The sequence below is a fragment of the Pseudoalteromonas arctica genome, assembly GCF_012927645.1.
GTDB lineage: Bacteria > Pseudomonadota > Gammaproteobacteria > Enterobacterales > Alteromonadaceae > Pseudoalteromonas > Pseudoalteromonas arctica_A.
Genome location: NZ_JABBMT010000032.1, coordinates 35,598 through 41,755 on the forward strand (window position 1 = coordinate 35,598; position 6,158 = coordinate 41,755).

Here is a 6,158-nt window from a genome sequence, read left to right on the forward strand (position 1 = left end):
CATGGCGTGCTTACCTGTGCCTTATCCAGATGAGCTGCTTTATAGCGTTATTGCAAGATACGGTGTACATTCAGGTATAACCTCTCCCAAACAATTACTTGATGATGTATTTCAAAACCGTAAAATAATCGCCTCAGTTGCGTTTCAAGGACATTTATCGCAGATCTCTATACATTATCAAGGTAATGCTGATTTAACGCCATGCAAGCTATTACAAGCTCACACACTATTTCCATTATATTCATCTTTTGTTCATCCAGACATTACCGAACACGCTAAGCATGAGTTACTCTCTGATTGCAGACATTCTGCAGAAGTACAGCTAGGCAAGGCGGCATCCAAAGTTAAAAGTCCTTACTACTTGCGATATTGCCCGTTATGCGTAGGGGCACAAGTAAAACAATATGGAGAGGCATTTTGGGCAAGGCGATGGCAGCTTCCTGGCTTATCAGTTTGTGCAGAGCACGGAATGTATCTTATAGGAAGCCCTGTGTTGATTAGCGAAGTACACAGGCATCAATTTATCGCACTTAGTCCTCATGTGCTTTTACACTCAAGCCCACGGCTTACAACCAAAAAAGTTGCAATGCTTGCAGCGTATGCTCAGCAATTACTGAACTTGCCTGAGCAGCGTATTCACTCGTTGCAATGGAGTTGTTTTTATTATCAATTAGCTAAGCAGTTAGGCTTTGTTAGGAGAAAGCGTGTTGAGCATAATCTAATTGCAAACTTGGTTTTAGGTTACTGGGGAGCTCATACCTTAGCTAGTTTTTCGCTCAGTATTAGTAAAGTAGATGAGAACAATTGGTTAAGGTGTTTGTTTAGAAAACACAGAAAATCGTTTAGCTATCTTCAGCACTTGATTGTATGGCAAGCGTGCTATGAGCAACAACTGGATCTAGCGGAAATACTCTTTGAAGTCTCACAATTACCACAATCACATTACGATGATGTACCTGCGCATATTGAGCCGGTAATAGTAGATCAAGTACGTCGCACAGAATGGCAACACGTTGTCGCTAAATTTGGCGTTAAAGGTGCGAGAAACCAAGGGTTTGCAGGATTATACATATGGTTATATCGGCATGATAAGCAATGGCTAATGCAATTTAATCAAGACTCAGTGCGCCCAAGTATTGTTAAAATAAACAAAGTTGATTGGCCCTGCAGAGACAAAAAGTATGTAAAACAACTTATTTCATTGATAAATGAAGTAGAAACTCAGCTTGATTCAGACCGCCATACAGTAACCTGGTTGGTTACCCATGCAAGTATCCCTTTGTCTCAGATCAAACATTTAGAAAAGTTACCGTTATGTAAATTGTTTTTTGAAAAATATTGTGAAAGTATAGAAGAGTATCAATGTCGTAGAATTGCATTAGCTTGCATTGATAGTTTAAAAAAATACGAGCAATTGAAAGCATGGCGAATTGAGCGTATAGCAGGATTAAGCAAGGAAAGAACCCGACCAATTGTGTCGCAACTGTTAGGATATGCAGTAAAGTATGAAGCAAGTTGATCGATTTAAAAAACTACCAGACAATGCCAGAATACAGGCTATGGGTAACCTGTTTAAATACAGCGACCGTCTAACATGGGATATTGGTGTTCGTATTGAGAATTCCACCCGTCAAGCTCTTAAATTTAGCCAACTCCCATATTTAAGCAGGCAAGTCGTATTAAATCAGACTACTGCAGCCATTCCTCCTGGCTTCCCACTTGAATTTACCTTACCTGATAATGCACTTTGGCAAATGGCTACTGTTAAAGATTGTGGTTTAGTTAAATTCAAAGCTGGTGATGAGCAATCTCAAAATTGCTTTATGTTTGAAAGTGAAGATAAAACTATTTATCTCCCACAATTGGAGCTCGCCCGTGCACTATTTTTTACTAATAACTATTTTGCTAACGCAGCGCTGGTTAACAATGCTCTCGATTTTGAATTTGACGTTGAACACAATCCATCAAGTGATGATGAAGAGTTTCCACTTGATGTATTAATCAACGCTTTGCCTACAACAAATTGCCCAAAAGTATTATTTGATAATGAAGGGTTTAGATATCTGCTTGCTTGGATATTGCTAGACAGTGATGTAAAGGATTCGTTTGAAAGTATTTATAGGAATTTCTCACAAGAGCTTATAAAAACAGACAGGTTTGAGCGCTGGACATTTAGGTTTGATCCACCTCAATTGAAGGGCGTAAAAATCGCCGCACGAGGCTGGAAATCACCGGATGAAAATATTTGGTTTATTAATCGTATTGAAGCGCTAGAAAACTTGTCGTTTCCAGACATTGCAGATATTGGTTACTTTCATCCAAACTTTACTGAGAACAAGCCTAGTTCTAGCAAAGGCACAGGTGGCACTTATCCTCAATTACCTACACAGCGAGAAATAGACGAAGAAAGCGATGGCAGCTCAGATAACGAATCAGCATTGATATTTTGTGATGCTACACTAATTAATTTCAATAACTCTCCCCGCACCCGAAAAGTTTATGCTAAAGCCAAAGCTAAATCAGGTGGTAAAGAAGACGAAGAAAAACCTAGTACATTATCACCAGAGGTAAGCACAGATGATTCAAACTCTCGTGGCGACATACCTAGAGCCACCGTTGATGGCTTAGATGATCAAGCTGATAACGCCAATTTATACCTTAATAAGTTTGATAGTTTCTTTAAAATGCTGGAAATATTAGAAAAAGAGCACTGTGTAAAGCAAAGCAAGCCAGTTGTTCGCAAGTTGCCAGAAATAGGCCGCAGTAAAAGCCATCTAATGACTGACTGGTCACCAAGATGTATGGCTATTGTGCGAATTGAACATCAAGGTGAGGGCTATCTTTTGTTGGAGGTAGATACCTCTGATGGTCGAGCATCAATCGCTACAAAAGTAATTTCAGCTAGAGCATTACAACCAATAGGTTTACTAAGAGATTTTATACCAGAAATAGAAAGGCGATTACTAAGCAATCAATTTAGTTGGCCTAAAAAGTATTTTGATGAATTAGTTGGTGAAGGTAATCATAAAAGCGTGTCGCATCAACAGTCAATGAAAGATGGTCAATTAAATAATTCTGAAGTGAGTCGTTGGGCAATTAGATTCAAATTAGTATTATAGTAAACTTAAATTATTGAATCAGAGGAAAAAACTAAATATTAAAAAAGCAAAACAAAACAGGTAGTTATTTTCTTCGGGATTTTTTTAAGAACCTGGAGTACAGTTAAAAAAACTGATATGATTAGTTTAATTATAATGTTTTATAAATTGGAATAGAGAAAATGTTAGACAATGATAGAGAGCTACTCAAAAGGATTGAAGCATACTCGCTAGAAGATGATACTTACTGGTCTTTTAGAGGGCGCTCAAAGAGGCATCATTGTCATAGTTTATTACAGTATCCCGCAATGATGGTTCCTGAAATGCAAGGGGAGTTAATTGATGCTGTATTAGCTGAAGATAAGAATATTCATAGAGTTTTTGATCCTTTTGTGGGGTCTGGAACAACCTTGGGGGAAGCTTTATGTAGAGGTCTAGATTTCCTGGGGGTAGATATTAACCCGTTAGCAATTCTTGCTTGTGAGGTTAAAAGTGGCCCTTTATACACTAAAAAGCTAAATGAAAAGTTTGAACACCTTTTAGAAGTTATAAAGTCTGATACTTCTAATGAAATAGCTACTCAATTTGATGGGATCAATAAATGGTTCCTAAATGAAGTTCAAATTGAGTTAAGCGTAATTTATCGTGCGATCAAGGCTGAGCCATCTAAGTGGGCCAGAAAAATATTTTGGTTATCGATGGCAAGTACTGTTCGTTCTGTTTGTAACTCTCGAAGTTCAACTTATAAACTTCATATTAAGTCTGACGAGCAGATGGAAAGTACTCCTTCTGCCTTTCAGGCATTTGAGAAAAAACTTAGAAAAAATGTTCAAAGCATAGCTGCTCAAAAAAGCGTGCTTGCAGAAAACAATGTTCTAAAAACATCTACCTCTTTAAGTGATGTAGTAATAAAAAATGTAGATACAGCAGGAACTATTAAAAACACAATGTTGTGTGATTTACTCGTTAGTTCCCCTCCTTATGGTGACAATCAAACGACTGTTACATATGGGCAATTTTCATACCTTCCTTTAATGTGGATAGACCTCAAAGATATTGATAACTTAACTCATAAAGGGTTACTTGCTCATAAAAGTGCTATTGATTCTATGAGCTTGGGTGGTTCTATAAAAGATTCAAAAATAAAATATGAGGAAGTTAAAGGTCGATCGGAATCATTTGTTGAGTGCGTTGAAAAAATACGTGTGGTCAACCCTGAAAATATTAAAAAATTGATTTCATTTATCCATGATTTAGATAAATCATTGACTAATTCATTAAGGTTTCTGAGAGAAAATGCTTATATGATATGGACATTAGGAAATCGCAGAATTTCTAATATTGAGGTACCATTAGACAAAATAATGAGAGAACTCTTAGAGTTTCATGGGTGTCATTTTGTCCATGAATTAGAGCGGGAAATTCCATCCAAGAGGATGGCGAAGAGAAACAAAATAGCTTCGACTATGGGAAAAGAGTCTATTTTGATTATGCGAAAATAAGACAAAATTTATAAAACATAGTTACTTTTATGCATTTATTTTAATATATAAGGAAATTTTTCATGTCATCGGCATCAATCAAATTTAGTGGAAACTTAATTGAGGAACTTTCTCAAAAGATACCGTCATCACTCTTTGCTTTGAATGAACTCATTAAAAATGCTTACGATGCTTTTTCCCCTGATGTTGTTATTAGAATCACGCCATCAAATCAAACTATATCTATCATAGATCAAGGTTATGGAATGGGGGAAGAAGAAATCAAATCTCTTTTCCATATTTCGAAAAGTACCAAGCGTTATGGCCATGAAGTTGAGCACAATGGTATTAAAAGGTTAACTCAAGGTTCAAAGGGGCTTGGATTTCTTTCTGCATTTAAGTTTGGCGATAAAGTTGAGTGGGCAACAAGTAAAGGTGGTACCCGAAGCAACTTCACTGTATGTAAATCTGAACTGGTAGCTAAAGAAGATGTAGCTGGGACAGCAATTACGATAACAACTGAACCGGATTCAAAATGTGGAACTACAATTACTGTCCATTCAGACAAGGCTCAGATAGATGAGTTATTAAATGACTTGAATGGTGGTGATAATAGAGTCATAGAAAAGCTAGCTGCAACTATAATTGATGATTCCTTTGATATCAAAATTGAAATTGAGCATAAGCAGGAAGTTGTTTCGACGAGAAGCCTGAAGCCGTTCACAAAAGAAAATGAAGACAGCCAATTATTCTATGTGAATTATGACTCATCAAAGAATGAGATTGAATTTTATCACAAGGGCGAACATTTAAAGTCTATTTCACACGCTCTCATGAGAACCGATTACTCGATCAATATTGAGCTAATAATTTTTCATTTCCAGAAAGGGAAAAATTCAAAATCAGTTTCAGCTTTAAACAGAAGAGTACATGATGATGCTCTTTATCCATTGATATATATGAATAATAACCTTTTTAACAATACAATTATTTTTAATCCTGAGTTATTGAGGAAGAAAAAGTCTGGAGAGACTTTGCCTCAGATGATTGGTAGAGTTGGTGTTGTAAGCAAAAGTAGCGAAATGGAATTTAATTCAGATAGAACGAACTTTGTTGAAAACAACGTAACTAGGGGGTTACTAAAAGATCTAGAACAGTTAAATAGATTAATTCAAACAGAAGGCGCAGAGTTAAAAAAAGGTCTGAAAAAGGGCCAAAAAACACCAACAGGGAAAGCCGTTCCTGAAAGTGAACAGAGAGCGGAAAAAAGTGGAGTTGCTTCAATCTTCTTTGATAGAAGTAAGCCAAACCAATTCTATGTTCCTTCTGAACAAATGTAAGCGTCTAGCAAAGTGCACCTGCCAGTAACTCGTCAAACCGATTAAGCTATTTCTGAATTTCAATGAGGAGATAGCCATGAGAAAAACACGCAGCCTTGAACAATGGCGCAGTATTATCGAAGAACAACAAGCCAGCGATTTAACTATTACTGAGTTTTGCCAACAACATGCTTTATCAAAAACAAGCTTTTATGCGGCACGAAGTAAGCTTAATGCCTCATCAGGCAGCTTTGTTCGAG

At 36.8% G+C, this 6,158-nt stretch carries 5 protein-coding genes; all 5 read left to right on the forward strand.

Annotation, left to right across the window (positions count from 1 at the left end; translation table 11 throughout):
- Position 1: 1 nt before the first annotated feature.
- Positions 2-1,519 carry a TnsD family Tn7-like transposition protein gene (locus HHO47_RS15850; RefSeq protein WP_169021180.1) on the forward strand — a complete coding sequence of 506 codons (1,518 nt, stop codon included), beginning with the start codon at positions 2-4 and terminating at the stop codon, positions 1,517-1,519.
- Positions 1,506-3,119, forward strand: coding sequence for a Tn7-like element transposition protein TnsE (locus HHO47_RS15855; protein ID WP_169021181.1), 1,614 nt, complete (start codon positions 1,506-1,508; stop codon positions 3,117-3,119). The genes HHO47_RS15850 and HHO47_RS15855 overlap by 14 nt, the downstream gene beginning before the upstream one ends.
- Before the next feature lie 161 nt (positions 3,120-3,280).
- Positions 3,281-4,600 (forward strand): site-specific DNA-methyltransferase, encoded by a 1,320-nt coding sequence (locus HHO47_RS15860; protein ID WP_169021182.1) that lies wholly within the window; start codon positions 3,281-3,283, stop codon positions 4,598-4,600.
- A gap of 62 nt (positions 4,601-4,662) precedes the next feature.
- Positions 4,663-5,919: an ATP-binding protein gene (locus tag HHO47_RS15865; protein ID WP_169021183.1), complete on the forward strand. Its 1,257-nt coding sequence runs from the start codon at positions 4,663-4,665 to the stop codon at positions 5,917-5,919.
- A 76-nt stretch (positions 5,920-5,995) separates the two neighbouring features.
- The coding region (tnpA, locus tag HHO47_RS19815) for an IS66 family insertion sequence element accessory protein TnpA (protein ID WP_432651941.1) at positions 5,996-6,158 on the forward strand (163 nt) is incomplete at its 3' end.